The organism is Streptomyces xiaopingdaonensis, assembly GCF_000262345.1.
In the GTDB taxonomy this organism is placed as follows: Bacteria; Actinomycetota; Actinomycetes; order Streptomycetales; family Streptomycetaceae; genus Streptomyces; species Streptomyces xiaopingdaonensis.
Genome location: NZ_AJTQ01000168.1, coordinates 37,102 through 64,073, shown reverse-complemented (window position 1 = coordinate 64,073; position 26,972 = coordinate 37,102). Strand labels below are relative to the sequence as shown.

General features: G+C 70.2%; 26 protein-coding genes and 2 pseudogenes. 7 read left to right on the top strand and 21 right to left on the bottom strand.

The window, feature by feature from the left end:
* Positions 1 to 6: 6 nt before the first annotated feature.
* The 3 genes from UWG_RS0113685 to ilvA all read right to left on the bottom strand — a co-directional run bounded on the left by UWG_RS0113685 (position 7) and on the right by ilvA (position 3,343).
* Positions 7 to 864 carry an ABC transporter permease gene (locus tag UWG_RS0113685; protein WP_016907783.1) on the bottom strand — a complete coding sequence of 286 codons (858 nt, stop codon included), beginning with the start codon at positions 862 to 864 and terminating at the stop codon, positions 7 to 9.
* Positions 861 to 1,862, bottom strand: a complete 1,002-nt coding sequence (locus UWG_RS30045) for a daunorubicin resistance protein DrrA family ABC transporter ATP-binding protein (RefSeq protein WP_016907782.1) — start codon at positions 1,860 to 1,862, stop codon at positions 861 to 863. The genes UWG_RS0113685 and UWG_RS30045 overlap by 4 nt, the downstream gene beginning before the upstream one ends.
* A gap of 245 nt (positions 1,863 to 2,107) precedes the next feature.
* On the bottom strand, positions 2,108 to 3,343 hold the full coding sequence (gene ilvA, locus UWG_RS0113675) for a threonine ammonia-lyase (RefSeq protein WP_029391431.1): 1,236 nt from the start codon (positions 3,341 to 3,343) through the stop codon (positions 2,108 to 2,110).
* A 176-nt stretch (positions 3,344 to 3,519) separates the two neighbouring features.
* On the opposite strand from ilvA, the gene UWG_RS0113670 reads away from it, so the two are divergent.
* Genes UWG_RS0113670 through UWG_RS33380 form a run of 3 tightly spaced genes read left to right on the top strand, consistent with a single transcriptional unit; the run spans position 3,520 to position 4,839 of the window.
* Positions 3,520 to 4,089 (top strand): MarR family winged helix-turn-helix transcriptional regulator, encoded by a 570-nt coding sequence (locus tag UWG_RS0113670; protein WP_420235629.1) that lies wholly within the window; start codon positions 3,520 to 3,522, stop codon positions 4,087 to 4,089.
* A 43-nt stretch (positions 4,090 to 4,132) separates the two neighbouring features.
* Entirely contained in the window at positions 4,133 to 4,594 is a 462-nt protein-coding gene (locus UWG_RS0113665; protein WP_016907779.1) for a sigma factor-like helix-turn-helix DNA-binding protein, read from the top strand.
* Positions 4,591 to 4,839, top strand: coding sequence for a hypothetical protein (locus UWG_RS33380; protein WP_016907778.1), 249 nt, complete (start codon positions 4,591 to 4,593; stop codon positions 4,837 to 4,839). The genes UWG_RS0113665 and UWG_RS33380 overlap by 4 nt, the downstream gene beginning before the upstream one ends.
* A gap of 17 nt (positions 4,840 to 4,856) precedes the next feature.
* On the opposite strand, the gene UWG_RS0113655 is transcribed toward UWG_RS33380, so the two are convergent.
* Both UWG_RS0113655 and UWG_RS0113650 read right to left on the bottom strand, forming a co-directional pair.
* On the bottom strand, positions 4,857 to 5,534 hold the full coding sequence (locus UWG_RS0113655) for a DUF981 family protein (RefSeq protein WP_050988571.1): 678 nt from the start codon (positions 5,532 to 5,534) through the stop codon (positions 4,857 to 4,859).
* Between the two features lie 150 nt (positions 5,535 to 5,684).
* A complete protein-coding gene (locus tag UWG_RS0113650; RefSeq protein ID WP_016907776.1) occupies positions 5,685 to 6,848 on the bottom strand; it encodes a cystathionine gamma-synthase in 1,164 nt (387 codons plus the stop codon).
* A 207-nt stretch (positions 6,849 to 7,055) separates the two neighbouring features.
* Here UWG_RS0113650 and UWG_RS0113645 point away from each other — a divergent pair, with 207 nt between their 5' ends.
* Positions 7,056 to 8,300, top strand: coding sequence for a hypothetical protein (locus tag UWG_RS0113645; protein WP_016907775.1), 1,245 nt, complete (start codon positions 7,056 to 7,058; stop codon positions 8,298 to 8,300).
* A 197-nt stretch (positions 8,301 to 8,497) separates the two neighbouring features.
* On the opposite strand, the gene prcB is transcribed toward UWG_RS0113645, so the two are convergent.
* The 5 genes and pseudogenes from prcB to UWG_RS0113620 form a co-directional block, all read right to left on the bottom strand.
* Complete coding sequence (gene prcB, locus UWG_RS0113640; protein ID WP_016907774.1) at positions 8,498 to 9,343, bottom strand: proteasome subunit beta; 846 nt, start codon at positions 9,341 to 9,343, stop codon at positions 8,498 to 8,500.
* 477 nt (positions 9,344 to 9,820) lie between these two features.
* A pseudogene (locus UWG_RS30040) lies at positions 9,821 to 10,621 on the bottom strand (histidine kinase dimerization/phosphoacceptor domain-containing protein); the annotation flags it as partial.
* Between the two features lie 79 nt (positions 10,622 to 10,700).
* Positions 10,701 to 11,597, bottom strand: coding sequence for an alpha/beta fold hydrolase (locus UWG_RS0113630; RefSeq protein WP_016907772.1), 897 nt, complete (start codon positions 11,595 to 11,597; stop codon positions 10,701 to 10,703).
* Between the two features lie 233 nt (positions 11,598 to 11,830).
* Positions 11,831 to 12,397 carry a Uma2 family endonuclease gene (locus UWG_RS0113625; RefSeq protein ID WP_016907771.1) on the bottom strand — a complete coding sequence of 189 codons (567 nt, stop codon included), beginning with the start codon at positions 12,395 to 12,397 and terminating at the stop codon, positions 11,831 to 11,833.
* Between the two features lie 124 nt (positions 12,398 to 12,521).
* Positions 12,522 to 13,100: a TetR/AcrR family transcriptional regulator gene (locus tag UWG_RS0113620; RefSeq protein ID WP_016907770.1), complete on the bottom strand. Its 579-nt coding sequence runs from the start codon at positions 13,098 to 13,100 to the stop codon at positions 12,522 to 12,524.
* Between the two features lie 321 nt (positions 13,101 to 13,421).
* Here UWG_RS0113620 and UWG_RS0113610 point away from each other — a divergent pair, with 321 nt between their 5' ends.
* Positions 13,422 to 14,666, top strand: a complete 1,245-nt coding sequence (locus tag UWG_RS0113610) for an oxidoreductase (protein WP_050988568.1) — start codon at positions 13,422 to 13,424, stop codon at positions 14,664 to 14,666.
* A 339-nt stretch (positions 14,667 to 15,005) separates the two neighbouring features.
* On the opposite strand, the gene UWG_RS30035 is transcribed toward UWG_RS0113610, so the two are convergent.
* Complete coding sequence (locus UWG_RS30035) at positions 15,006 to 16,145, bottom strand: FAD-dependent oxidoreductase (protein ID WP_016907768.1); 1,140 nt, start codon at positions 16,143 to 16,145, stop codon at positions 15,006 to 15,008.
* A gap of 88 nt (positions 16,146 to 16,233) precedes the next feature.
* Between UWG_RS30035 and UWG_RS0113600 the strand changes: the two genes are divergently transcribed.
* On the top strand, positions 16,234 to 16,827 hold the full coding sequence (locus UWG_RS0113600; RefSeq protein WP_162130082.1) for a TetR/AcrR family transcriptional regulator: 594 nt from the start codon (positions 16,234 to 16,236) through the stop codon (positions 16,825 to 16,827).
* Between the two features lie 37 nt (positions 16,828 to 16,864).
* Here UWG_RS0113600 and UWG_RS33965 read toward each other — a convergent pair whose 3' ends face one another.
* The 7 genes from UWG_RS33965 to UWG_RS33680 all read right to left on the bottom strand — a co-directional run bounded on the left by UWG_RS33965 (position 16,865) and on the right by UWG_RS33680 (position 22,729).
* Positions 16,865 to 16,996 carry a hypothetical protein gene (locus tag UWG_RS33965; RefSeq protein ID WP_016907766.1) on the bottom strand — a complete coding sequence of 44 codons (132 nt, stop codon included), beginning with the start codon at positions 16,994 to 16,996 and terminating at the stop codon, positions 16,865 to 16,867.
* A gap of 244 nt (positions 16,997 to 17,240) precedes the next feature.
* Positions 17,241 to 17,780: a hypothetical protein gene (locus UWG_RS0113590; RefSeq protein WP_016907765.1), complete on the bottom strand. Its 540-nt coding sequence runs from the start codon at positions 17,778 to 17,780 to the stop codon at positions 17,241 to 17,243.
* Positions 17,781 to 17,800: 20 nt separating this feature from the next.
* Positions 17,801 to 19,789, bottom strand: coding sequence for a hypothetical protein (locus UWG_RS0113585; protein ID WP_016907764.1), 1,989 nt, complete (start codon positions 19,787 to 19,789; stop codon positions 17,801 to 17,803).
* Positions 19,786 to 20,949 (bottom strand): 5'-methylthioadenosine/S-adenosylhomocysteine nucleosidase family protein, encoded by a 1,164-nt coding sequence (locus UWG_RS0113580; protein ID WP_016907763.1) that lies wholly within the window; start codon positions 20,947 to 20,949, stop codon positions 19,786 to 19,788. Before UWG_RS0113580 ends, UWG_RS0113585 begins: the two co-directional genes overlap by 4 nt.
* Positions 20,950 to 21,693: an NUDIX hydrolase gene (locus UWG_RS0113575; protein ID WP_029391426.1), complete on the bottom strand. Its 744-nt coding sequence runs from the start codon at positions 21,691 to 21,693 to the stop codon at positions 20,950 to 20,952.
* 386 nt (positions 21,694 to 22,079) lie between these two features.
* On the bottom strand, positions 22,080 to 22,412 hold the full coding sequence (locus UWG_RS0113570) for a helix-turn-helix domain-containing protein (protein WP_016907760.1): 333 nt from the start codon (positions 22,410 to 22,412) through the stop codon (positions 22,080 to 22,082).
* Positions 22,409 to 22,729: a site-specific integrase gene (locus tag UWG_RS33680; protein ID WP_016907759.1), complete on the bottom strand. Its 321-nt coding sequence runs from the start codon at positions 22,727 to 22,729 to the stop codon at positions 22,409 to 22,411. The genes UWG_RS0113570 and UWG_RS33680 overlap by 4 nt, the downstream gene beginning before the upstream one ends.
* Before the next feature lie 898 nt (positions 22,730 to 23,627).
* Here UWG_RS33680 and UWG_RS32165 point away from each other — a divergent pair.
* Positions 23,628 to 23,786: pseudogene (locus tag UWG_RS32165) on the top strand (DUF255 domain-containing protein); the annotation flags it as partial.
* Positions 23,787 to 24,048: 262 nt separating this feature from the next.
* On the opposite strand, the gene cas6e reads toward UWG_RS32165, so the two are convergent.
* From cas6e to UWG_RS0113540, 3 genes are read right to left on the bottom strand one after another with little or no spacing between them, the layout of a single operon-like run.
* Positions 24,049 to 24,780, bottom strand: a complete 732-nt coding sequence (gene cas6e / locus UWG_RS0113550) for a type I-E CRISPR-associated protein Cas6/Cse3/CasE (protein ID WP_016907756.1) — start codon at positions 24,778 to 24,780, stop codon at positions 24,049 to 24,051.
* Positions 24,777 to 25,616, bottom strand: coding sequence for a type I-E CRISPR-associated protein Cas5/CasD (cas5e, locus tag UWG_RS0113545; RefSeq protein WP_016907755.1), 840 nt, complete (start codon positions 25,614 to 25,616; stop codon positions 24,777 to 24,779). Before cas5e ends, cas6e begins: the two co-directional genes overlap by 4 nt.
* Positions 25,613 to 26,968, bottom strand: a complete 1,356-nt coding sequence (locus UWG_RS0113540; RefSeq protein WP_016907754.1) for a type I-E CRISPR-associated protein Cas7/Cse4/CasC — start codon at positions 26,966 to 26,968, stop codon at positions 25,613 to 25,615. The genes cas5e and UWG_RS0113540 overlap by 4 nt, the downstream gene beginning before the upstream one ends.
* Between the last annotated feature and the right edge of the window lie 4 nt (positions 26,969 to 26,972).

Here is a 26,972-nt window from a genome sequence, read left to right as displayed (position 1 = left end):
CGATCGTCAGGCGCTTCTGCGGTACTTCCGCACGGCGAGCGTCCGGAAGACGGCGATGATCAGCACCGACCAGATCAGCGACGCCAGTGCCGGGTGCTGCATCGGCCAGGCGTCGGGCGTCGGGTAGTGCGGCGGCAGGTTGCCGAAGAGCTCGCGCCCGGCGACGACGGTGGCGCTGAACGGGTTCCACTCGGCGATGTGCTGGAGGAACGCCGGCATGTTCTGCGAGGGGACGAAGGCGACCGAGATGAAGGTCAGCGGGAAGAGCCAGACCAGGCCCCCGGACGTGGCCGCCTCGGGCGAGCGGACGGAGAGCCCGATGAGGGCGCCGATCCAGGTGAAGGCGTAGCCGAGGAGCAGCAGCAATCCGAAGCCGGCGAGCGCCTTCGGGATGCCGGCGTGCACGCGCCAGCCGACGAGCAGCGCGACGATCGCCAGGACGACGAGGGTGAGCGCCGTCTGGAGCGCGTCGGCGAGGGTGCGCCCCGTGAGTACCGCGCCACGCGCCATGGGGAGCGAGCGGAAGCGGTCGATGAGGCCCTTGCTCATGTCGGCGGCGAGCCCCGCGCTGGAGCCGGCGGTGGCGAAGGTGACGGTCTGCGCGAAGATGCCCGCCATCAGGAACTCGCGGTACGCGGCGGCGTCGAGGCCGGCGCCGGGGATCTGGATGGAGCCGCCGAAGACGTAGCTGAAGAGCACGACGAACATGATCGGCTGGAAGAGCGCGAACAGGATCGTCTCGGGGATGCGGACCATCCCCAGCAGGTTGCGCTTGGCGACGACGAGCGAGTCCCGGGCCGACTGGGCGAGCCCTCCGCTCCCGCGGGGCGCCGTGCTGGTGAATGTCGGTGCGGTGTCCGTCACTCGGGCTCCTCCCCCGGGGTGTCCCCGCCCGGCTGTGCGCCCTCGGCCGTGGCGTGGCCGGTGAGCGAGATGAAGACGTCGTCGAGGGTGGGGCGGCGCAGGCCGATGTCGTCGATCTCGACGGCGGCCGCCTCCAGGTCGCGGATCACTTCGGCGAGGAGCTTGGTGCCGCCGCTCACCGGGACAGTCAGCCGGCGGGTCTGCCGCTGGACGGTGACGGAGCCCTGCCCCGGGCCGTGCAGGGCGTGGCGGTCGAGGAGTTCGGCGGCGCGCGTGAGGTCGGCCGGGGCGTGGACGACCATCTCGACGCGCTCGCCGCCGGTGCGTGCCTTGAGCTCGTCCGAGGTGCCCCTGGCGATGACGCGGCCGTGGTCCACGACGGCGACGGCGTGCGCCAGGTGGTCGGCCTCCTCCAGGTACTGGGTGGTGAGGAGGAGCGTGGTGCCGCCGGCGACGAGGTCCTCGATCACCTCCCAGAGCGCCTGCCTGTTGCGCGGGTCGAGCCCTGTGGTCGGCTCGTCCATGAACATCACGGGCGGGTGGACGACGAGTGCGGCGGCGAGGTCGAGGCGGCGCCGCATGCCGCCGGAGTAGGTCTTCGCGGTGCGGTCGGCGGCGTCGGCGAGGTCGAACTGGTCGAGGAGTTCGTCGGCTCTTCGCTTCGCCTGCCGCGCGGGCATCTGGTAGAGCCTGCCGACCATGTCGAGGTTCTCCCGTCCGGTGAGGTACTCGTCGACGGCGGCGAACTGGCCGGAGACGCCGATGGACCGGCGGACCTCCGTCGGGTCCTTGAGGACGTCGACGCCTGCGACGGAGGCCGTGCCGCTGTCCGGGGCGAGCAGGGTGGTGAGGATGCGGACGGCGGTGGTCTTGCCGGCGCCGTTCGGGCCGAGCAGGCCGAGGACGGTGCCCTGGGGGACGTCGAGATCGACGCCGTCGAGTGCCGTCACGTCACCGAAGGTCTTGACGAGGCCCTCGGCGTGAATCGCGCCTGGCATAAGGGACTCCCGTGGGAAGGGGGCGGTGGAGTGGAGGGCGCGGGGTGCGCCGGGAGGCGGGCAGCACGGGGCGGCGGTCGCGCGGTCGCGAGCATGGTTCCCCCTCCCCCGTCTCCCGTATCGGCCGATCCGAGGCACGGCCGAGGGCGGCGTACGGCCGGGGGCCGTCGCCGGAGACCACTATGAAGGACGCGATGTATCGCGTCAACGGCGTTGCGACAGTCGCGAGTTGGAAGGCTCCCGGCTCAGCTCACCACCCGGTACCCGGCGGCCCGCAGCGAGGAGGCGACGTCGACGCAGTGCTCGGGGCCCTTCGTCTCCAGGTGCACCTCGACCTCGGCCTCGTCGAGGCCGAGCCGCGGATCGGTGCGGGTGTGGCCGACGTCGAGGACGTTGGCGTCCACTTCGGAGAGCTCCCGCAGCAGCGCCGCGAGCGCGCCGGGCCGGTCGGTGAGGCGCAGGCGCAGCGAAAGGTACCGCCCGGCCGCCGCCATGCCGTGCCGCAGGGTGCGCTGGAGGACGAGCGGGTCGACGTTGCCGCCCGAGAGCACGGCGACGACCGGCCCCTCGAACCCCCGCGGATCGTGGAGGAGAGCGGCGACCGGGGAAGCCCCGGCCGGCTCGACCACGAGCTTCGCCCGCTCCAGGCAGAGCAGCAGCGCACTGGAGAGGTCGTTCTCCGAGACGGTGCGCACCTCGTCGACGTACTCCTCGACGAGCGCGAAGGGAACGCCTCCGGGCCGGCCGACCTTGATCCCGTCGGCCATCGTCGAGACCTGCTCCAGCGCCACCGGGTGCCCGGCCGCGAGCGAGGGCGGGTAGGCCGCGGCGCCCTCGGCCTGGACGCCGACGACGCGCACCCCGGGCCGAACCGCCTTCGCCGCGACGGCGATCCCGGCCGCGAGCCCGCCGCCGCCGACGCCGACGACGATCGTCCGCACCTCCGGGCACTGCTCGACGATCTCCAGGCCGACCGTTCCCTGGCCCGCGACGACGTCGGGGTGGTCGAAGGGGTGGATGAAGACGGCGCCCGTCTCCTCCGCGTACACCTGCGCGGCGTGCAGCGTCTCGTCGACGACCTGGCCGTGCAGGCGCACCCGGGCGCCGTACTCGCGGGTGGCGGCCACCTTGGGGAGCGGGGCGCCGACGGGCATGAAGACGGTCGAGGCGACGCCGAGGAGCGAGGCGGCGAGGGCGACGCCCTGCGCGTGGTTGCCCGCACTCGCGGCGACGACGCCGCGGGAGCGCTCCCCGGCGCTGAGCCCCGCGATCCTCGCGTAGGCGCCGCGGAGCTTGAACGAGCCCGTGCGCTGGAGGTTCTCGCACTTGAAGAGGACGGGGGAGCCGACGAGCGAGCTGAGGTGGCGGCTCCCCTCCAAAGCTGTGGTGCGCGAGACGGAGGTCAGGGTCTTCTGCGCGCGTCGAACGTCGTCCAGAGTTACTGAGGGAGCACTTCCGCTCCCGGCGGTGCCAGCGGCCATGAGCCCAGTCTCGCAGTCGAGTTGAGAGGGCCGGCCGTCCCCGGGTACCCCGTGGGAGATCCGCTCCGAGTGCGGAGGTACGCGGAATGGCCCAGCCGCGTACCCTGTTCGTCAACCACGGTCATACAAAATTCTGTCCCTGACAGGAAAATCTCAGAGAAGCGAGCACCCCGGCCATGCCCACTCCTTCGGACATGACGACTCACCTCACCGACGACCACGCCGACCCCGGGACCGCCGACGCCGCAGCGGAGAAGTCCGACGAGAGCGCAGCCGAGCAGGCCGAGGTGCTGGTGACCCTCCAGCACCAGGTGGCCGTCTTCGCCCGACGTGCCGAACAGACGCGCCTCGGCGGACTCGGCCCGCTGCGCAACTCCATGGACAGGGCCGCCTACCTCCTCCTCAACCGTCTGCACCGCGAGGGTCCGATGGGGGTCAAGGCGCTCGCCGCGGGGATGCGGATCGACTCCTCGACGGTCACCCGCCAGGTCGCGCCGCTCGTCGAGGCCGGCCTCGTGAGCCGGGCGACCGACCCGGAGGACGGCAGGGCCGTGGTGCTCAAGCTCTCCGAGGAGGGTGTGGAGCGCCTCCGCGACGTCCGCGACTCGCGCCGTGACCTGATGGGCGTCCTCACCAGGGAGTGGAGCGAGGAGGAGGTGGCCGAGTTCTGCTCGTTGCTCACCAAATTCAACACGGCGCTGTCCGACATCCGCCCCTCGACCGCGCCGGGCGCTCCGACCTCTTGATTTGATCAGCGCGCCTGCCGTCCCATAGCCGCAGGGAGGCGCGGTGAGCCGGGGACGAAGACGCCAAGCGCAGCGCCACGCCCGCGAGTTCGACGCGTTCGTCGCGGGCGCCGGCCGGCGGCTGCTGCACGCTGCCGTGCTCCTCACGGGCGAGCCGCCGGCGCGCGCCCCGGCGGCCGAGCGCCTCCTCGTCTCCGCGCTGGCGCGGACGTACGCCGACTGGGCGCGGCTGCGCGGCGACGACCCGTACGAGCACACCCGGCAGGAGCTCGCGGCCCGCTTCGCCCGGCAGCGCCGGCGCCACCGCCGGGCGGAGGGCGGCGTCCTCTCCCGACTGCCCCCGCAGGAGCGTCTGGTGGTCGTCCTCCGTCACGGCGAGGGAGTCGCCGAGGAGCAGGCGGCCGCCGGGCTGGGACTTCCGCCCGAGCGGGTGCGCGCGCTCTGCGAGAGAGGGATGGCGGCGGCGCTGAGCCGGCCGCGCGAACCCGTCGGGGGTGCGGCGTGAGCCTGCCGGATCGCAAGGAGACCGAGGTGCGGCTGCTGCTGCGGCAGTCCGTCCACCCGGTGGTGCCGCCGGACCTCGCGCTGCGCGCGGCCGTCGCGGGGGAGCGGCTGCTGCGTCGCAGGAGGGCGCTGCTCGCCCTGGTGTGGGCCGTGCTGCTCTTCCTCGCCTGCGGTGCGGCGGTGTGGCTCTCGATCGCGCAGCCGTGGTCGGCGGCGCCGGAGACGACGCCGACCGTCGGCTGGTGACGCGAACGCGCACCTGTTCACATGGTGTTGACGATGAGGCCGATGTGCGTGAAGTAGTTGAGCGCACCGAAGAGGAGGAAGAGCGCACCGGAGACCGTCCACACCGCGCCCGTCACCTTCGCGAGCCACCCGGCGCGTGCACCGCGCAGCACGAAGGGGAAGAGGACGGCGCCGATCCCGACGAGCACGTAGAGCCCCGAGATGAAGCTCGCCTCCAGCACCGGGTAGTCGGCGAACTCGCCCGAGATCGGCTCCTCGGGAGGCGCGGCGAAGAGCGTGTACTTCCAGCCGGCCGCCGCGATGCCGAAGCAGGCGAGCCCCATGCCGAAGACGAACACGGAGACGGGCCCCGCGAGCACGGCGGCGCCCGTCCGTGTGCCCGCGTCACCCGTGGCCTCGGTGAGCGTGCCGCCCCGCTTCCACAGGTAGAACGCGGCGGTGGAGAGCAGCACGCCGAAGGCGAGCGCCGGTTCGCCGAAGACGATGTTGTCGAACGGGAACCCCTGCCCGGCGAGCGGCCAGGTGAGCGTCATGTGCAGCCCCGTCACCACGAGGAGGAACCCGAGCGCACCGAAGGCGAGCGCCCAGCTCTCGGCGACGACCCGTCGACCGGTCAGCAGACGGAAGCCGAGCGCGACGACGAGCAGCAGGCCGGCGCCGGCTGCGACGGACATGACCGTGTTGTAGGTCGGCATCTTGGTCCAGTCGATCTTGAGACCGTCGGCCGCCAACTCCAGAGCGTTCACGAGGCGAACGTAGGCCGGCTCCACGCCCGGGGCCAGCGGGGCGAGGCGTCCGTGTCACGCCGGGCGGGACGGCCCCGCGCGGGGGCCGTCCCCTGCCGACTACCCGTCGGCGAGGGCCTGTTGCAGGTCGGCGAGGAGGTCGTCGCCCGACTCGATGCCGACCGAGAGCCGGACGAGGTCCTCGGGCACCTCCAGCGCGGAGCCCGCCGCCGAGGCGTGCGTCATCAGCCCCGGGTGCTCGATCAGCGACTCGACGCCGCCGAGCGACTCGCCCAGGGTGAAGAGCCGGGTGCGGTCGCAGACCCGCACGGCCGCCTGCTCGCCGCCGCGCACCCGGAAGGAGACCATCCCGCCGAAGGCGCGCATCTGCTTCGCCGCCGTCTCGTGTCCGGGGTGGCTCGGCAGCCCCGGGTAGTACACCTCGGTGACCTGCGGGTGCGCGGTGAGCATCTGCGCGATGCGGGAGGCGTTGGCGCAGTGCCGCTCCATGCGCACCGCGAGTGTCTTGACGCCCCGCAGCACGAGCCACGCGTCGAAGGGGCCCGCGACGGCGCCCATCGCGTTCTGGTGGAACGCGAGTTGCTCGGCGAGCTCCTCCTCCCGCACGACGAGCGCGCCGCCGACGACGTCCGAGTGCCCGCCCATGTACTTGGTCGTCGAGTGGACGACGACGTCGGCGCCGAGTGCGAGGGGCTGCTGGAGGTAGGGGCTGGCGAAGGTGTTGTCGACGACGAGCCGCGCACCGCTCTCGCGCGCCACGTCGGCGAGCGCGCCGATGTCGGTGATGCCGAGGAGCGGGTTGGACGGCGTCTCGACCCAGATCGCCTTGGTGTTCTCACGGACCGCGGCCCGCACGGAGGCGGCGTCGCTGGTGTGCGCCACCGACCACTCGACGCCCCACCGTTCGGCGACCTTGGAGAAGAGGCGGAAGGTGCCGCCGTAGGCGTCGTCGGGGATCACGACGTGCTCGCCCGGCTTGAGGAGGGTACGCAGCAGGCAGTCCTCGGCCGCCATGCCGGAGGCGAAGGCCAGGCCGCGCCTGCCGCCCTCCAGCGCTGCGAGGTTCTCCTCCAGCGCCCCTCTGGTCGGGTTCCCCGAGCGGCTGTACTCGTAGCCGCCGCGGAGGCCGCCCACTCCGTCCTGCTTGTACGTGGATACCTGGTAGATCGGTGGTACGACCGCGCCCGTCGCGGGGTCCGCCGTCTGGCCCGCGTGGATGGCGAGGGTCTCGAAGCTCTTGTGACTGTCGCGCTGCTCACTCATGCAGCGAGCGTAATGGGCCGTACGGTGTACTCAGGACCGGCCGAGGTCATCGCACCCGGCCGTGTTGACACCGCAAGACGAGCGAGCCGACAGATGTCCGAAATCCGCCCTCCAAGGAAGCACCAGCGCCGCCCCGGACGTTGTCCGTGAGGCGCACCCCGGCCGCCGCGCCCCCTGCCGACCCGTACCTCGTGGAGACCCGACGCCATGGAAGCCCTCCTCCTGCTGATCGTCCTGACCGCCGTCGTCGGCCTGGTGATCGCCCCCGCCGTCCGCCGCAGACGGCTCGCGCGCGAGGGCGGCCAGGCCGCCGTGCGCGCTGCCGACCCGACGGCGGGGTACGGACTGACCCCGCAGCACGAACTCGACGTGCGCCTGCCGGGCCCGGACCGCGAGCTGATCGAGGCGCTGGACGAGACGCAGCGCACGGGGGACTGGCGGCCGGTGGGTCGCCTCCTCGCCTTCACGGGGGACGAGTGGGAGCTGCGCTGGCAGCGGGTGCAGTCGATCGCGGGCGCGGCGGCTGTCGAACTCGCCCGTGAGCGGGAGGCGTTGCGCGAGGCGCAGGACGACAAGGGCGGCCGCAAGGGGCGCCGTGGGCAGGCTTCGCCGCTGGAGGACTCCGTCCCGGGTCCCTCGAAGGTGTCGTTCACCAAGGGCGAGCCGGCCTCGCCGCCCGAGGGCGGGTTGAGCGGTGCGGCGTGGCTGCGTACCTGGCGCGCGCAGGAGCCGCGCGACCCGGGCGGGGCGCAGGTGTACGCGCAGTTCCTCACCTGGCAGGCGCTCGCCGACGACTCGGCCGACCGGCAGATCGTCCTGGAGGAGGCGCGGAACGTCTGCAAGGACGCGCAGCGGCTCCAGGCCGACGACCCGACCCCGTACGTCACCGAGCTGGTGCTCGCGCGCCATCTTGGCTACCGCAAGGCCGACTTCGAGTCACTCTGGGCGACGGTGCGCCGCCACGCCCCCGACCACATGGGCGCCCACCTCGCGGCGCTGCCGTACTGGTCGCAGCAGTGGGCCGGCTCCAAGGAGGAGGCCGACGCCTTCGCGCAGACGGCGGCGAGCCACGCGACGCAGGGCAGCCTCCTCCCCGCGCTGCCGCTCTTCGCCGTCCACGACCACCTGCCCGACGTGAACATGGTGCGCGGCCTCTACCAGAGCGCCGAGATCGAACGGGCCATCGAGGCCGCCGAGTTCGCCGTCGACCAGGCGGCGGAGGACCACCCGGTACGCCCGCACGTCCTGCACCTGCTCGTCTGGTTCCTCGTGCGCGCCGAGCGGTACGGCGAGGCGATCGACGCCGTACAGGTCGTCGACGGCTACGTCGGCGCGCTCCCGTGGGCGGGCGCCCCCGACCCGGCCGCCGAGTACGCCGCGTACCGTGCCCTCGCCCTCGCCGGCTGGGAGGCGACCGGGGGAGCCCGCACCGAGCAGCCGCCGACCGCCTGATCGGACGGGGGCGCGGTGACGCGCCGGCGCGGGAGTTCCGCCTCTCCGGGCAGGGCGCCGGAAGAGGGGCGTCCGTCGCGCCGTCGGCCCGGGTGCGGCCGGCGTCGTCGCGCGCCCGAGGACACGGGAACCGGCCGACCCGGAGGTCGGCCGGTTCCCGGTGCGCGGGCTCCTCGGCCGTCCCGGCCGGGGCGGCGTCAGAGTACCGGTGCCTGGGGTCCGTTGGGGGATTCCATGCGGTTGTCGACGACCGACTGCGCGACGGAGGAGATCTCGTCCTGGGAGAGCTGCCGGTACCCGTCCTCGGTGACGAGGGCGACGAGGGGGAACAGGCGGCGGGCGAGGTCGGGGCCGCCCGTGGCCGAGTCGTCGTCGGCGGCGTCGTAGAGCGCCTGGACCGCGGCGGTGACGACGTCGCTCTCCGACATTTCCGGCCGGTAGAGCTTCTTCAGCGAGCCGCGCGCGTACACGGAACCCGAGCCGGTGGCGGCGAAGCCCGTCTCCTCCGTGCGGCCGCCGGTGACGTCGTAGGTGAAGATGCGGCCGCACGCGCGGTCGAGGTCGTAGCCGGCGAGGATCGGCACCACGGCCAAGCCCTGCATGGCCATGGCAAGGTTGCCGCGGACCATGGTGGTCAGCCGGTTGGCCTTGCCGACGAGGGAGAGCGCCGTGCCCTCGATCTTCTCGTAGTGCTCCAGCTCCAGTTGGAAGAGCTTCACCAGCTCGACGGCGAGGCCGGCCGTGCCCGCGATGGCGACGGCCGCGTGCTCGTCCGCGGGGAAGACCTTCTCGTACTCGCGGTGCGCGATGACGTTCCCCATCGTCACCCGGCGGTCGCCCGCGACCAGCACCCCGTCCGCGTAGGTGACCGCGACGATCGTGGTGCCGTGCGGTGCCTGGAACTCGCCCTCCACGCGCGGCAGCTCACGGTGCGAGGGGACCAGCTCCGGGGCCTGCGCGGAGAGGAAGTCCAGGAAGGACGACGTTTCAGAGGCCATGAAGGCGGCGGGCAGGCCACCGCTGGGGTTCGGTTGAGGACTCATCACAATCCTTCCTTGACGCGAGAGAAGCACGGAACGCGTCCGTGGACGTGCCTCCGCCTGCCGCACCTTACCCGCGCCCCCTCGCGGTTACGCCATGAAATCACTCACCGCGTCCGTGGCCGAAAACCGCCTGCACGCATCCGGCCTGCCGAGGAAGCGGCACCGACGACCTCGCACTCATGCTCGCTGGTGCGGCGAGCCTCCCCTCGGGCGGGGGCACGCATGCCGACGCTCGCCTTCACGGACGAGCCCGAGTCCCCGACGCCGGAGGACGACGGGCCTGCCGGGGGGCGACCGGGCGTCGGCCGCGCACCGAAATCCGTGCCTCGACCGGCTTCCTCCGGCGCTCGCCGCTCCGGCCGGCCGTTCGTCGTCGAGCGTGCGGGACCTCGTCAGTGCGCTCGCCGACCGTTCCGTGTCGTACGCACGGACCGACGGGGCCGATGTCTAACCGTCCGACCCGTGTGGACGCGAGCCGCCCGTCGGGGGCGTTCCGCTCTCCGTTCCGGTGCCGTCGCGGAGGGCGGTGCGGTGGTTCGGGTCGAGGAGATCGAGCAGGTGCCGCAGGTCGCCGATGGCGTGCCGGCCGGTGTCGGTGACGGCGCTGAGGGTCCGGTCGAGGCGTTCGGGCGCCGCGGTCAGACAGCGGGCCGCCTCCGCCTGCACGACCATGGCCGTCACATGACGGGTGACCACGTCGTGGAGACCCCTTGCGATACGGGCGCGTTCGACGGTGCGGGCCTCCTCGGCGACGCGGCGGCGGCGCGCGGCCTCCTCGGCCCGAGCGGAGCGCAGCCGCACCCCGAAGCCCCACGCGAGGGCCACCGCCGCGAAGAACGTCACGAACGCTCCGAGCCCCTCACCGGAGCCGAGCCGACCGAGCGCAACCGCCAACGGCACGTACGCCACGGCGAGAAGGACGAACGTGGGGCGCCGATGGCGGTCCAGGTGCGCCCCCGCACTCAGCAGCGCGATGGGCAGCCCGCTCCCGGCGAACGTGTGGTACCCCCGTAGCTGGTCGACGGCGAAGCCGAGCACGACCAGCACGACGCAGACGAGCGGCTGCCGGCGCCGCAGCGCCAGCGGCAGGCACTGCAGGACGACGGCCGCGACGGCCGGCGCGTCGAAGGGGCGGTCCGGCACGCCGCCGAGCTGCGTCCCGTTGTTGTGCAGCGACGGCAGGAGCGAAGCGACCAGGAACGGCAGCCCCACCGGAAGGTCGCGGACCGTGACGGGAAGCCACCGCCACTGCTCCCGGAGTCCTCGCGGACTCGTCATCGCGCAAGCCCGACATCGGTACGGAGCCGCTCCCGCAGCGCGCCGCTGCGGTGTCGACTCCGCACGCGGCGTGGGGATCTCACGTGCGGTCCGCCTGCGCGGCCACGCGCTCGACCGCCTTGGCGGCGAGACCGGGCTCGTCGAGGTAGAGGTAGTGCTCGCTCTTGGACGCGGTGGCGAGCGAGCTGTTGCTGGAGATCTTCAGCCACTTCTTCTGCCCCTCGGACCACGAACGCTCCAGGGCCTTCCCGTGCTCGGGGATCTCCGCGAGGTACTGCTTCCCGTGCTTGAGCACCTCCACCGGGATGTCCCCGGCGGAGCGCACCTTGCCGTCCCGGATCACCAGCTTCTCCGGGTTCTGCCCGGAGGAGATCGCGACGAACTGGTCCCGCACCTGGGCGGCCGGTCCTTCGGCGGACTCGGGAACGTCCCGCTTGACGTCCGCGTTCTGCGTCGGCGGGGTGGCGTCCATCAGGACCAGGCCCGCGACCCTGTCCTGGTGGTCCGGCGCGTAGCGGGCGGCGAGCAGTCCGCCGAGCGAATGCCCGGCCAGGACAACCGGGTGGTCACCGGCGACCTCGTCCAACACCCCGTTCAGCACCTTCCCGCTGTCCTCGATGCTCTGCGCCTTCTTGGGCTTGTCGCTCGTGCCCGCGCCGAGACGGTCATAGGAGCAGACACGGTGCTTCTTGCTCAGCTTCTTCTGGAAACCGGCCATCTTCTTCACGTTGTCGCCGCCCCCGTGCATCAGCATGACCACCGGCTGATCCTCCGCCGCTCGTCCGGAGCAGGTTACGTGCACCGACCGACCGTCGACCTCGATCTTCTTGCTGCCCTGCAGCGCCTGCTCCGCCGAAGCGGAGCTGCCGGCTGCGTCGTTGGCCGGCGACGTCCCGTCGTCGCACCCGACAAGCCCCACACCGGCGACGGCACAGCACAGAGCGATCACGGCAGGGGTCTTGCGGTTGCGGGTCATCCGGCTCTCCAGCGAATCGAGGTACGTCAGCGGTCCGCGGCAGCCCGCCGCGACCAGCCAGAACGCTACGTATCCACCTCCCGCGAATCGTCACCGCACGGTGGACACCTGCACGTAGCTCTCACGGGGGACAGGACCAAGTCGCAGCGGCACCAAGCCACTTGTCCGGGGCGGGGCGGCGCTCGTCGTGGAACCCGACGGCCGTACAAGGCCGACCGAGCTCGGTAGCGGCCTTATACGGCCCCGAGGTCGACCGTGACGGAAAAGGGCGCGGTGGCCTTCACCGTGCCGGTGAACATCTCGCCGTCCCGATAGGTCCTGCTGGCGGGATCGAGAACGTAGGTGTAGACGATCGGAACGCCGGTGGCGGCCTGTTCGATGCGCCAGTAAAAGGGGATGCCGGACTTGGCGTACTGGTCCACCTTCACGATCCGGTCCGTGGTCTCCGAACCGGGGGACACGACCTCGACCACGAGGAGCACGTGCTCCGGGCGGGTGGGCGTCAGGTCGAGGGTCTCCGCGCGGTACACGATGACGTCCGGACGCCGGTTGGTGAGAGGCACGTCCTGCAGGCGGACGTCGAAGTCCGTGTCGGCGTTCCAGTCCGAACCCGCAGCAGCATCCAGGGCGTTGGCCAAGAGCCGGGCAAGCCGGTTGTGCCGCTTGGACGCGCTCGGGCTCACCACGACCATCCCGTCCACGATCTCGATGCCGGCGCACTGCTCCTCGGACCAGGAGTCGTACTGCTCCGCGCTGATCTGCATGTGCATCCACGAGGGCGCGACCATCTCTGCGGACATGGCGTACCTCCTTCGAGGATTTTCGTCAGCCCCGGCGCTGCTCGACTCAGCGTAGCGCCCTCCCGATCGGGACACCGGCCACGGTGGCGACCGGGCGCTCAACGAAGGGCGGGAGACGGCGGGTTCAGCGCTCGCTCTTCAGCTTGGCGCGGTGGAGGGCGCGGTCGATGACGTCGGTCAGGAAAGCAGGGGTAACCGCTTCCCCCTCGTAGGTCGCTCGGACGAGGACCGCGCCGACGAGCATGGCGAGGGAGGGCTCGACGTCGTCGGGTCGGAGGTGCGCGGTGAGGAGGGTGCGGACTCCGGTCGTGGCGGTCTCGTACAGGCGGTCGCGGAGGTCCCGCGCCCCTTCGTCGCGGCCGGCGCGCTCGATGATGCCTGCCATCAGTCGGTCGTACCGGCCTTCCGACAGGGTCAGTGCGAGCGCGCTCAGTGCGGCGTGGAGGTCTTCGCGGAGGTCGCCACTGGTCGACGGGTGGGTGGCGTCCTCGCAGATCTGGGCGATCGCATCCCGCATGAGGTCGACGGGCGTGGGCCAGTGCGCGTAGAGGGTCGCCTTCGAGTACCCCGCTCTCCGGGCGACCTCGGCGTGGGTCGTCGCCCCCCAGCCGTCCTCCAGCAGCGAGGTGGCGCTCGCTCGGATCACGTCGCGCCGTGTGCGTGCCACGCGGGGGTCCACGGGGTCACCGGAGAGCTTTGCCATCCCTCGAGAGTAGCGTCTCCCGGCCCGGCGATCCACTATTGAACATGCAGTACAGTACTGGCTTATGAGATCAGTAGTCGCCGAAGCGACCCTCAGCCTCGCGCCCTGGCTGCACCGCTCACTCGCACTCCGGGTGACACGAAGTCGAGTTCAAGGGGCGCAGGTTCGCGTCCGGGTGGCTCCTCTGCGCACGCCGTTCTCCGACCTCGCCGCCGTCACCGCGCGCGGAGACCGGGTCCTCCCGTCGACGCCGGAGGGGTTGAAGCCGGCGATCAACGAGAGCCGCACACGACGGACCACCGGAAAGCCGGTGCCCCAGCGATGACATCCGGACCCCGGGCCTATGAGCGAGCCGCTGCCCCGAACTTCGCCTCCCGGCTTCGACTGCCCCGCGGCACCGTCCTTCCCAACCGCCTGGTGAAGGCTGCGATGGAGGAGCAACTCGCCGGCAGGGGCGGCCGTCCCGACGACCGGCTCGTGACGCTCTACCGCGCATGGGACAGGGGCGGTGCGGCGCTGATGCTGACGGGTCACGTCATGGTGGACCGTTCGGCCGTCGCGCAGCCGGCCGACGTCGTCCTGGACGCCACCAGCGACCTCGCGCCCTTCCGCGCGTGGGCAGCGGCGGCGGAGACGAGCTCGTTCTGGATGCAGATCAACCATCCGGGCCGAGTCGTCCAGCGGGACACCGGGTCGCGGGCGCTGGCACCCTCGGCGGTCCCCGTGGACGTCGGCTCGCTCTCCAAGCTCTTTCCGGCGCCGACGCCGATGACAGCGGGCGACATCCGGGACACCGTGGAACGGTTCGCCGTCACGGCGGAGCTCGCGGAGCAGGCGGGCTTCGCCGGCGTCGAGATCCACGCCGCGCACGGGTACCTGCTCGCGCAGTTTCTCTCCCCGCTGGTCAACAAGCGGACCGACGAATGGGGTGGCTCCCTCCGCAACCGCGCCAGGCTGCTCCTCGACGTCGTGGCGGCTGTCCGTGCACGCGTGTCACCGGGTTTCGGCCTCGCCGTCAAACTCAACTCCGCGGACTTCCAGCGCGGTGGCTTCGACCTCGAAGACGCACACCACGTCATCTCCTGGCTCAGCGACAGCGTCGACTTCGTCGAGCTGTCCGGAGGGAGCGTCGAGTCACTCGCCACGGCCGGCCATCCGGCAGACGGGCGCACCCTGGAGCGCGAGGCGTACTTCCTCAAGCTGGCGGGAGAACTCGTCGAGGACACGTCGGTCCCTCTCATGCTCACCGGCGGCGTCCGCCGGGCGCCGGTCGCCGAAGACGTGATCGCAAGCGGGTTCTCCCTCGTCGGCGTCGCCACCGCGCTCGCGCAACGGCCCGACGCCCCACTCGGCTGGCTCGCGGGCGAGGAAGGCGAGGTCGCACCTCCGCGCTCCGCGCTCCGCTCCAGGCCCCTCCGCGCGGCGGCGGTACAGGCGAGCATCACCGCGCGCCTGCACGACCTCAGCCGCGACCGCCCGGGACGACCACTCGCCCCGACCGCCGCCCTCGTCGCCGACCGGTACCGGCGCTCCCGCGCCAAGCGCCGCAACCGTCGGGAGGGGTGACAGACGGGGGAGTCCCTCGACGCCACGGGGCGGGGGCGGGCCATCTCTCCGAAGCCCGCCGTCACCTGCTCCAGGTCGCCGGCTGGCTCGGCGTCACCGCGAGCACCGCATCGAAGACGCGAGCCGACGCGGGCGATCACCGCGACCGTACGCCCATCCTTCCGAAGTGACGGTGTGAGCAGCCCGGTTCGCGCTGACCCGTCGCGGCCGCCGACGGCCCGGGGGTCGTCAAGACCGGACAGAGCGTCCTCGACCGCGCCATGCGCGCGGAACTGCACCCCTGCAGCCGTCAGTACGGGCGCGGCGACGGCATCCAGGGGCAGCGGTCGCCGACGGGTCTTACGCCTGTGCGTCCGCGTGCTCGGACGGTCGACGGGTCAGGGACGCCAGGCGCATGCTCGCGTTGCGCAGGCCCAGGCCGATCCGGCTGGCCGGCACGAGAAAGTGCGAGTTGGTGCCGGCGCGTCGTTGGGCCGCGCGTATCAGGGGGCGCTGGGCGGCTTCGTAGGCGGTCAGTGCCGTGCGGTGGTCCGCGGGGTGGGCGGCCAGGGCGTCCGCGAGCGTCTTCGCCCCGATGATGGCGTTGCTGGAGCCGTCACCCAGCAAGGAGACGCAGTCGGCGGCGTCGCCGAGCAGGCTGACGCGTCCACGTGTCCAGACGGGGACCGTGACGCGGGTGACGGCGTCGAAGTACACGTCGTCGGCGGCGGCCCACTCGGCCGTCACGTCGTCGCAGATCCAGCCCCTGCCCTCGTAGGCGCTTTCGACCATGCGCTTTCGTGCCTGCGGGTCGAGGCGGTCGAGGTGCTCGTTGCTGCGGAAGATGAACGCGGCGAGCGGGTGTCCGGCGCCGGGGTGGAGGGACAGCGAGATCCCGGGCCGGTTGAAGAGCCGCAGTTCGCGCGGGTCGCCGGCGTCGAGGGCGGTGCGCATCGTGCCCACGTACATCCCGAAGGGAGAAGCGAAGTTCTCCTCCGGGCCGAAGGTGAGCCGTCGTACGGCCGAGTGCAGCCCGTCGGCGCCGAGAACGAGCTGAAATCGGCGGGTTGAGCCCGAGGCGAAGCGGACGTCGACCCCGGCTTCGTCCTGCGTCAGTTCGGAGATCGAGTCACCCACCACGATCTCGGCCTCGCCGCGGGCCGCGCTCAGCAGTGCCGCGGCGAGATCGGCGCGGGGCACCTCGACCTCCCGGTCCGGTTCCGAGGCTTGCCGGGTGTCCATGGCGATGCGGGGTCGGCCGGTCTCGTCCACCACGACCAGCCGGTCCACCCGGGTGGCCTTCTCGCGCAGGGCGGGCCAGATGTGCATCCGGTGCGCCACGGACGCCGCGTCACCGCGGACGTCGATCGGGTTGCCGCTGGAGCGCATCGCCTCGGCCTTTTCCACCACGGTCACCTGCCATCCGTTGCGGGCCAGCCAGTAGGCGGCGGTCGATCCGGCGATGCCGGCTCCTGAGATCAGCACGCTCTTTCTGCCCATGCCTCCATCATGCAGCCTCTGCTGTTCAGCAGCAAGAGCAAAAATGCAGCGACTGCAACGCGGCAGGCGGCGTTGTATTCTGTCGGCCGTGGATGACATCTCTGACAAGGGCCTCTCGCTGCGGGAGCGCAAGCGGCAGCGCACGCGTGCTCGGCTGATCGATGCCGGGTACCGGCTGTTCACGGAGCGCGGCTACGACGAGACGACCGTTGCGGACATCGCCGCCGCAGCAGACATCGGCACCCGCACGTTCTCCGCGTACTTCGAGACCAAGGAGCAGCTGCTCTTCCCCGAGGCCGATCCCCGCGTCACGACCGCGCTGCGGGCGATCGCCGAGCGCTCCCCGTCCGAGACGCCGGCCCAGGTGCTGTTGCGGGGCTTGAGCAGTGCGTCGATCGACGAGGAGGCGTCGAGCCCGGTCGCCCAGTTGCGGATGCGGCTCTTGCCGCACGTCCCCGCTGTCCAGGCCAGGGCGCTGCGGCTGCAGCTCGAGGCGCAGAGGCAGATCACCGCCGCCTTGAGGGAGGCCTTCCCCCGGCTGGAAGCGGTGCAGGCCGCGGCCCTGGTGGGCGCGTTCGTCGGAGGCGTCGCCGCGGCCTTCTACGCGCTCGGTGAGAGCGGTGACGCGGACGAGCGCACCCAGCAGGTCCGCGACGCGGTGGCAGAGATCGTCTCACCGTGACCGTGCGGGGGGCCGCCTGTGCGTTCGCCGTCCCGCGTCACCGGTGGGCGTCTCGCAAGGTGGCGTCGACGAGGGTCTCGGCGAAGTCGGTGAGCGTCCGGGGGTCGTGCTCGCCGAAGGTGGAGGTCCACAGGGCGAAGCGGCCGAAGAGCGCGGACCAGAGGATCATGGCGGTCTTCTCGGCTCCGTTCGGCCAGTGCAGGCCCTCCTTCTCGCATGCGTGGACGGCGTCGAGCCACTGCTGCCACAGCCGTCGGGCGGGATGGGTCTGTCCGGGCTCTCCGAAGGTGCTGGATGGCCCCTCCCTGACGAACTGTCCGAGCCCGAGTCGGACGCCTGCTGACTGTGCAGCGGAGGTCGACTCGCACCCTGAGGTCGGAGGTGTCGTACGCGTGCCTGGCGAGGGCCTGGTGCTACCGCTCCGTACGTCGCAGGAACTGCCAGCCCAATACAGCCAAGGCGAGCGTCTGGACGAGTGAAGTGAGTACGAGCAGGGGCCGAGCGGCGGGAGAGCACCAGAACGCGGTCGTGCAGACCATCGGCAGGATCAGGTATGTGAACAGGTCCACCGCGGTCTGAAGCCGCTTACGCATGCTGCGGCCCGTAACGTTGCGGTGGTAGATCTCCCAGCCGAACACCGTGCCCCGGGCGGAGGAGAGTTCCCCCAGACGCGGCCCCAGTTGGTCGCGGACGTAGTAGCCGATCGCCGAGATCTTCTCGTCATTGACCAGGTAGGTCCAGCCCAGGATCAGGCAAATCGCGGGCGCCGAGAGCAACAGTCGGGACTGTCCGCTGTGCACGGTGATCGCTACGACCGCGGTGACCGCAGCGAGCGTGAAGTAGAGCAGGTTGTCGCGGAACCCTATGCGGGTCTTCTGTTCCTCCTTGAGGCGGTCGTACTCGGCCAGCAGAAGTTTGCTCTCGGTGACATCGTCCATGGAGGTCACAGCCATTCCTGTGCTCGATTCCAGGATCAGTCGGCGACCTGGAAGGGCGTCAGATCGTCGGGGCTGTGCCGTTCGAGCCAGTCCTTCCCGTCCGCTGCGATCCCCTCCAGGAGGCGGAAAGTATGGGTGAAGCCGGCCGAACTGAGACTGATCTCGGAAATCTCCCGGGCGCTCTCGTCCGGTGCCAGTTGATGGGCATCGGCGTCCTTGACACGGATCTTCCGGGCTGGCCCGTTGGTGAGGACGAGTTCCAGGTCGTAGCCGACATCCGCGTTCTCCGTCACCTGCACCGAGGAAAGTGCGTCGAACCGGTAGTTGCTCCGCTGCTCGTTCCTGCGCGTCGAGTCGACGAACTTGACCTCGGAGCTGATCTCGCGGATGCCGTCCCGGGTGAACAGGAACAGGCGGATGACGTAGCGCGAGTACCGCCACGGGCCACCCCGGACCCGGGCTCGTCTGTAGGGGGGCGCCGGGGCCGCCAGGATGGTGTGCGTGATCAGGTCCCGCCAGGTGAGCCGGTGGTGCCGCAGCGCCTCGTCCACGAACGAAGTCTTGTCGCAGGTGAGCCAGGTCTCCATCTCCCGCTCGCTGGGGCGGGTCTCGTCCAGGAACGCCTTCCAACGCTGATGAGCCTTCTGCCGCGCGGCCAGCTCCTCCTGGTACTCCCGAGCCTCCCGGACCACTCGGTGTCTTTCACGCCGGAACTCCAGCCACAGCTGAGCGACCGCGTGACCCGACCAGGTCGCACCGAGCAAGGCCAGGAACGCCCACAGTGGCCGCGGCTGCGCAGCGCCCGACACCGCCGTGCCGAACGCTGACAGAACCACGGCACCGAGAACAATGAGGGATGCCACGGTCAGGACCTTCGTCCTGGCCGGCGTCCGGTCCTGGCTGCGCTGATCGAAGAGGGTGCCGTTGTTGTGGCGGTTCCTGCTCTCCTCGGCGAGGTACCGGATCAGCCAGGTGACCCGGTCCACACTGATCCGGCTCTCCCGATAGAGGTCCGCGATTTCGGCGGCCAGGCCGCTGCGGACCTCAGCGGTGTGTGCGAGCCAGGCTTTCGGGGTGAATCCGTGGGGTGTGCGGACGCTGAAGTAGTGATCGAACTTGCTGTGGACGCTTTTGGTGAACTTGTCCCCGGCCGGTCCGGGACCGTGCGGCTGTTGGGTGCTGGCCCCGGCCGCGTGGTCCGGTCGAAGTTTCCGTCCCCACCACTGGACGCCGTAGCGGGCCGCGGCGCGGCCCGCTACGAGTGCCACCAGTAACTCGAAGACCGCCTGGGCCGGATGCGCGATCCATGCCAGGGCCCCGAGGATCGCACTGCTGACCACGAACAGGACCAGCCGGAGCGGGAGGGCCGCCCGGGCAGCGGTAGCGGCATCAGTGCTCAGGCGGGGGAGGACGGCACGCGCCCCGATGGGGGAGGGCTCGAAATAGGCCCAGACCCGTCCGACCCGGTCGTTGCCGAAGCGCTCCGCCTCAGCCCGTTCGAGGGTCTCCGCCCACAGATCGTCCTTCAGTCCTCCGCTGAGCATGTGATCGAGGTGGCGAAGGATCGCATCATGCTGGCGGGACGGCAGGTCCTGCAGCTGCTTCAGTACAGGTCCGGTTGCTCCGCTCGCAGTGCCGAGCGCCGCTAGCAGGTCGAAAGTGACGCGCAGGGCGTCCTTCCACTCGTCCTCGGCGTAGGCCCGCACGAGCCCAGAGGCGTGGTGCAGCCGCTGGATCTCTTCGACGCTGAGGTCGTGGTAGGTGCGTGCGCTGAGCATGGCGAGCACCCAGTGAAAGCGTACCTCCGCGTTGTGGTAGCCGTGAGCGATCGCGTCCGTGATCATTTCGCGGGCACGGCTGGGGATTCCGTCTTCCAGAAGCTGTACTCCCACCCTGTACTTCTCCTGCGGCGAAGCATCCGGGTGGACGAAGTAGACGTTGGAGTTGTGTACGGTCTCCGCCTGGATCCCGACGTTGGAGCCGTACGCGGCCGAGCTGTACGTGGCACCGCTGCCGTCGCTCATGCCCGGTCTCCGGCTGTGGTGACCAAGGGGGCCAGCTCGGCCATCAGCGCAGGGCACTCCACGACCAGTCCGCGCAGTCTCCTGAGCGCCATGATCGCCTGCTTCGATGAATCCGGGGTGTTTCCCCCGGCCGACCGGAGGGCGGAGTCCAGGTCGGACAGGGCCTCCCGATACGTGTCCTCGTCGAGGGCGCCTTCAGCACGGTGCCGTCTCAAACTTTCACGGAAACCGTTGAGCGTCACGATCAGGTTCGTCGGGCTGGACTCAAGCGGAGCCGTGGTCATGTGAACGCTGCTGCCCGTGACCGAGCCGGCCATGATGCCGACGGTGCTGTTGTGAGCGGTGTTGCTGACGTGCCGGTCGGGCCGGTCAGCCGAAGGGGCCCTGTCGTCCCGGCGCACGGCAGCCTCCTCTTGTTCCGCTGCCAGTTCCACCACCAGTCGGATAGCGAATGCCGCCGCGTTTGCTGCGGCCTGCGGCTGCCAGTTGCGGTCGTCCGTGCTGTTCTTCGTGCCGTCCGCCCGGTCGCTGATTCCTCGAATGATGGCCACCGGGGCCCCGTTGAGATGGCCGGCCTGCGCCACACCGGCCGCCTCCATCTCGATGGCGAGTGCGTCGTTGTAGTGCTGCCGGATCCACTTCGCCTCGGCCGAAACCTTTGAGTTCTGGACGACCTCGCCGGCGGCGACCGCCCCGAAGCGAACCTGTGGCGCGTCCTCCTGACTGGAGGCAGAATCCGCCCAGTCGTTCATGCGGGCCAGGTGCGAGGCGAGCTGGCTGATGCCGTGCGGTGCTTCCCACACCCGCGGGCGTGCTTTGAGCCCGTCGTCCTCGCTGGTCCCACCGTGGTATGCGTACACGTGTGACGCCATGACGACGTCACCCAGTCTGATGGAGTCCCATAAAGCGCCGGCGACCCCGACGAACAGCACGGCCACCGGCGAGAACTCCTGAATCGCGCGTTCGGCGATCACCGCGGCAGAATGGTTCCCCTTGCTTGTCAGGCCGAGCGCGACACGGCACGACGTACCCTGCACGGTCCCCACTTCGAACCGGGTACCACGCTCATGGCGGTGCGTCTGCGGACTCGCCAGCTTCTGGCGTACGGTTTGATACTCGAGATTGAGGGCGGTGAGAATCACCACCGAGCCTTTCGACATCTATTCCTCTTCCTCTCTCGTGTTCGCTTCCGTTGCAGGCGGCGCGGGGCGGATCAGTGGTGGGAACAGCACGGTCTTCGGACCGGCCCGGTACAGTCGTGCGGGCCGTCCGCCCGTGCTCCTGCGGTTCGTGCCGACGGGAATTATGAATCCCTCCGCTGCCTGGACCTTGCGGTAAAAATTGCGAGTGTCGAGCGCGGTGCCCCAAACGGCCTCGTATACCTGCTGCAGCTCTGTGATGGTGAATTCCGTGCTGCAGAAGGCCGTGGCAAGCGGCGAGAACTCGAGCTTGGTACGTGCGTGTTCGATCCCGTCCGTTGCGATTCGACGGTGGTCGAAGGCGAGTTTCACCTTTCCCGACAGCACGGCGTGCGCGGGAACCCACGCGGCATCGGTGGCATCCGTTCCCGCGACCGGGTCGGGCAGTCCCGGAGCGATCGCCAGGTGCGCCACGGAGACGACTCGACCCCGGGGATCACGGCCCGATTCCCCGTACAGACCCAGCTGTTCAAGGTGGACCCAGCTGGACGCCAGGGCCGTTTCCTCGCTCAGTTCGCGATGAGCGGCATCCAAGATCTCCTCGCCGTCGTGGTTCAGAAATCCTCCAGGCAGAGCGGACATACCGCGGAAGGGGTCTTCGCCGCGCTCCACCAGGAGGACGTGCAGGTCGCCCTCCCGCAGCGTCAGGATCACGAGATCGACCGTCAGTAAGACAGGCGGTGGTGACCATGCGTCATGTTGCATGCCGCAAGGTACTTCAGTTACTGTCACTTGCACAAGAAGGAGGGGTTGGGGCTACTGCCGCGTTCGACCCACGATCCCGGCGCGGGGGCGGGACCGTACGTGCAGAGTCGCGGGCCCCGCCGATCGGGCATTCACAGGTCGCAGCAGCGCCCTGCGAGCGAATGCTCCGGAGCCATGCAGCTCTGCAGGACTCGCGCCGGGCACCAGCACAGGCGGCAGTAGTTCCACTTCAGCGGCTGGGTGCGACGGCAGCCGGTGCATGCGGCTGCGTTGTGGCCGCGGCCATGTAGCAGGTGGGGCAAAGGCGGCCGCTGTTTCCCCAAGCCACGCAGCTGCCGCAGGAATCGGTGGGCTTGACGTAGCCCTTCGGGAACCGTGCCATCGGCTCACTCGGGCGGCAGCGACCGGCCGTCCTGGCGCTTGGGGATCACCTTCGGTGCGGCGGTTCTCGCGCCGACCGCGGCCCATTCGGTCTCCTCTGCTAGGCCGGGACGGTGGACCTTTTCAGGTTCGGGGATCAGCAGGTCGCCGATCTCGCAGCCGAGGACCACGCAGATGACGTCCAGGTCCACCAGCTTCAGCGAGACCGGCTGACCGGACCTCAGCCCGGACACTTTGCCGACCGAGATGGCCAGGCCGTGCTCGGCCAGGCTCCGCTGGAGCGCGGACGCCTTCCAGGTACCTGTGTTCGCGGCGGTCAGCCGCAGGTTCCACCTCATCGGGCCAGTCCTTCCAGTCGCTTCGCGGCCCGTTCCGTCCCGGCGACCCAGGCGTCCTCGACCCGGATCTGTTGTACGTGGATATACCGCATGGTCACATTGATCCAGTAATGCCCAAGGGTCTCCTGAATTGCAAGCAAGTCCAGTTGATTCCCGTGGAGTTGAGATGCGCAGAAATGGCGCAGGATGTGCGGCGTCAACTTGCCCGCGCAGCTCGGCAGATGAGCCTCGACGGCCTTGTCGAGAGCGTTGCGCAGGGCGTCGTCGCCGACCCGGCGGGCGGAACCGTCGGTGCTCTTCCGCTCGCTCGGGAACAACGGGGCGCCGAGCCCGTGTGATCGTCATCGAACTGACCCCACACGTGCTCGGTGAACCACCGCAGTGCCCGATCAGCACCGTTGATCAGCGGCACCATCCACTCACGCGGGCCCGAGCCGCGGGCCCCCTTGCTGTGGCGGACATGGAGCTTGCCGAAGTGGCCCAGGGTTCATCTCGTCGATCGGGCACTCGACCACCCGGCCGGTCGTCCGGTGGAGATCGACCTTGTGCCGTAGCTCCAGGGACATGAAGTACGTGCCAAGCGCCTGCGACTGGCCCAGCCGGGTGGCCGCAGCACCTTCCCGAAGTACACGTCCGCGTCGGGGGCTCCATCTCTCACAGCGGCCGACCGAACCAGGAGCTGATTCGATCCAGATGACCGACGTCTCCGCGGACAGTGCCGTCCGCCAGCCCCGCCGAGGCCCGCGTGAGGACCAACCCGGACAGCACGTCGGTCTCGAGCCTCTGCAGTTCCTCGCCGACGCGGGCGCCCAGTGCTCACGCAGGTCCCGTACGACTGCCAGCGCCGCCAACCCGAGCCTCCTCGCCTTCGGCCCGGCTGGAGATCGGTCGGACAAGGTGAGAACGCTTCAAAAATCCCGAAGTTATGCGGGGAGCCGACAGAGCACGTGAACGAGGAAGAACCCCCTGGCCACTGGGCTGGTGACTCAGCGGGGCTCTCAGGGAAACTCACGGGATATCGCACACTGGGCGGCACTGTCACCGGTGATTGGGATCTAACGAGGACAGCCTGGCAACGGCCTGCTGCCTGTCCGGCGCCTCAGCGGAGTCGGTGGTTCGACATGTCCGCAGCCTCGTGCCGACCGTGTCCGGGCAGTGCATGAGCGCGCGTCCTCGCGTAGTTGGTGGGGTCTTTCTCCGTGCGAGGGTGGGGATATGGCCAACCGACTTGCCCAGTCCCAGTCGCCCTACCTTGTCCAGCACGCCGACAATCCCGTCGACTGGTGGTCGTGGACACCGGAGGCGTTCGACGAGGCGCGGCGGCGCGAGGTGCCCGTGCTGCTGAGCGCCGGCTACGCCGCCTGCCACTGGTGCCTGTGAACTCGTTGAACCAGGTAGTCGGCGGTGTTCATACGTCCCTGGTGGTCACGCGCTTCCCGCAGAGCTTCGGCCAGTCGTCGCGTGCCGGTGTCAGGACGACCACCGGGCCGCGATGCGGAGCGCGTGGGCGGCGCACTTGTCCATGGCGAGCTGGAGCCCGACCGGCTCGGTGAGGTGGCGGGCCAAGCCCGATGGCCGGTCCGGGAAGCCCGTTCCAGGCGTCGCGGCCCGGCCGTGATCCGGCGGTCCTCCTCGATCAAACGCTGTCCGGGGAGCGAACCAGGAGCAGTCCCGCACCGTAGGAGCGGGCTCGTCCGACGCCGTTGGCAAGGGCGTCGACGAATGCCTCGGGGTCGGTGACGGTCAGTTCCCCCTTCAGCTCCGCGCGGCCGATCCTGGCACCCTGGTGCTTGGCTGTCAGGCTCAGCTTGGGCAGCACGCGCACGGCCATGGAGTCTGTCACCCCGTGCGCCCCGATGCGACGGACACCGAGGGGACCCACACGTTGCTCACCCTCGGCCTGGAGGCGATCGGCGAACCACTGCCGGACATGACCGGGGGTCGTGTCGGACAGCCGTTTACGGGCTGCGCCGTCGTGTTCGCGCGTGCCACGCTGGCGCGTGGGGTTCACCACGATCCGGAAGGCGTACGCCTCTCCGGGGTGGACCGCCATGTCGACCGGCAGGGTAGTGATGTCGTCGGTCAGAGCCGCTCGGGGGACGAACGACCAGTCCGGCTGGACGCGGGACTGCACGATCAGGACCAGCCTGTTGTTCTTCAGGTCCAGTGACCAGACGTGCAGGATGCCCATCTGGGCCCGCGGATCCGGCTCATTCGGCGCGATCCACCCGTTGAATCCCGACATCACCAGGCGATGCATGATGTGCGGGTCGAGAACGGCCTTCTGTGCCAGAACATGGCGGGCGTCGAGGTGAAGGACGCTGTGGCAGGCCACGAAGCGTGCAACGGCAGCGGAGGCCGTGGTCATAGCAGGTGCTCCCATCCGATGGACTGGCCCGGTTCGATGCACACGCGTCGTTCCCAGCGGGGCGCGTAGCTGCGGTGGGTGGGGTGAAAGCTGACCGGCTGGTCGTTGATCCTTGAGGCGCCGGTAGTGCCGGGCGCCACCTCTACCCAGGCCCACGGCTGTTCGGAGGTGGCCTGCGGGAGCAGGCGGACGGCAGCGAGGACCTCCTCGATGCATCCGGGGTGTACCCCACCGGAGATCTCTCCTGCGGGCGGGCAGGATTTCCGTCCGAGCCACAGGAAGCGCCGAGGCTGTTCCAGAGCCACGGCCAACTCGTCCAGCATCTGCTTGTCCTCATGCTCAACCGCCGCGACGAACTGGGCATCCGCTAGGTAGGAGCGGTTGGTGATGAGGGGATCGCGGTGTCCCGTGCGGGCGAGGAGCTGGCCACTGTTCGGATCGGGGGCGATGCCCTTGGGCGCCCCGTACCAGCCGCCGGCTGAGGGGCCGGGCATGACACCGAACACCCGGCCGGGCACGTTGTCGAAGAGAGGAGCAGTGGTCCGGTTCAACCGGTGGTCGGTGATCAGGTCACGGGGGCGAAGGGGATACCGTCCACCGCCGACGGTGTGGTAATCCTCCACTGGGATACCGGGCCGGTCGGCACGCACTGCGAACCGGAGTTCGTCGAGCGGCGTGATCGGGTCCTCCCGGCTGAATCCCGCGGCGGCGGCGAGCAGACCGACGAAGCCTGATTTGGTGGGCCTGAGGTGGGTGTCCCGCTGGTCGAACCGCGAACTCAGCCCCCAGGACTGGAGAGGGCCGGCCAATCGGGCCAGGAGTACGTACGGGCTCACGGGGCGGTCATTTCCTCGACGGAACCCGCCTCGGTGGCAACAAGTGCCCCTTCCTGGCCTGCGAGTTCGGTGAGCAGTTCTTGGACGTCCAGGTCGTAGGTGAGGACGCGCCCCCCGCCGATGTCGGAGCGCTTACGGGTGACCAGACGGTGCTGCGCGAGGAGCCTGCGGGCGGCTGCAAGAGCGACTCTGCCACTCGCCCGCTCGTCGATCGGCGATTCGAAGGCCGCGGCGTAGTTGAACGGGCGCGCCCCCTCGAAGGCCAGGACCAGTTTGGGTAGGGAGCCCGTGGAAGCGGTGGTGTTCTTCTTCGCGTGGGGCATGGCGTCGACAAACGCCTCGACGAACTGGCGCTCCGCCGCGCGGGCGGCCTCGTCCACTTCCTCAGGTGGCATCCCGCCGGCCGCCAGGTTGTTCCGCAGCTGCACCCGGTCCAGTGCCGCGTGTCGGTAGAACGTCCCCGAGATCAGGGACTGGTAACCGGTCATCCCCGCGCCCGCATCGTCCGCCGCGTCCAGGAAATCCAGCGCGTTCGCCTTGCGCCGGACCTTGGCATCGTCCGCGGCGCTGTAGAAGTCGTCGATCTGGTTGGCCCTGTGCACAGTGAAAGCGGGGCCGGTCATCACAGCACCGTCCACATTGGGTGAGTCCGCGATCTCGGCGAGGAAGCGCCCGTACAACGCGATGTCGATGGCGTCCCTGGGCGCGAGTGCCGTGAGCACCCCGGCACGTACCTCCCTCGGCAGGGGAGGGATGCGCTCCTCGCCTGCGCCCCCCTCGCCATCGGCCGTCGACTCGGTTTCCGCAGCCGCCCGCTTCTTGCCCCCGGAGCTGCTCTTTGCCGCCTCACGTGCGGCTTCGAACTCCTTGACCCACTCGGCCACGACATCCCGCTTGGCGTCGATGGAAGCGGCCAGCTTCTCTCCGGCGTCCTCGGGAGCGAAGACCAGCACCTTGGTCAGGTCGCGGGTGCGTTCCTTGTCCCCGAACTTGAGCCCCACGCCCTCCAGAACGGCCTTGGCGGTCGGGAGGGCTTCGACCCGCTCCCAGCCCAGGGCGCAGAGTGCGTCGGTGGCGAGAAGTGCCCACTGACGGGTGCGCATCCCCATCGTGTAGCCGGCCAGCGCCCCCTCGCCCGCGTTCGCACGGTCACGGCCGAGCGTTCGTTCCGCCCGTCGTCGCGCCTGCGACGTGATCAGGTTCCGTGTCTCGCCACCGAACGGGATGATCTTCGCCATCCCGTTCTCATCGCGGACCGGCAGCACTGCCACCAGGCTTTCGAGCGCGTGGAGGGAGAGGAACTGGTGGCAACCGAGCTGTTCGTACACGGCGTTGCTGCGAATGATCGTCACGTTG